Below are 304 nucleotides of genomic sequence, written 5' to 3'. Positions count from 1 at the left end.
GAGGCGATGCGCAAAGCCGAAAGCCCTGAACTGAGCCGGGCGTAATGGGCTTCCCATAAAAACAACTGACCATCGTAAACGCGCAGTGTCTCAAACAAGCCGATTCCGTATAAAAAACCGTGGTCCAGCACGGACACCACGGCTTCGTGAGCAGGTTGGATCAATCCATTTACATATACGTGCATATTCGTTCTCTCCCGAAATGATCAATACCCTTATCATATCATACTTTGCGAAGAAGACTCCGTTTCCCGTTCTCTTTTCCGGTGTATCACGCGTGAGATGCCAATCGAGCATTCATACA

At 48.4% G+C, this 304-nt stretch carries 1 protein-coding gene; it reads right to left on the bottom strand.

The genetic code is table 11. The annotated features are described in order from the left end of the window. The coding region (locus EDM52_RS24290) for an aminotransferase class IV (protein WP_183185358.1) at window positions 1–185 on the bottom strand (185 nt) is incomplete at its 3' end. Between the last annotated feature and the right edge of the window lie 119 nt (window positions 186–304).

Source organism: Brevibacillus invocatus, from assembly GCF_003710915.1.
Classification (GTDB): Bacteria; Bacillota; Bacilli; order Brevibacillales; family Brevibacillaceae; genus Brevibacillus; species Brevibacillus invocatus.
The sequence above is the reverse complement of the archived record's forward strand: the minus strand, read 5'-3'. Positions and strand labels throughout refer to the sequence as shown.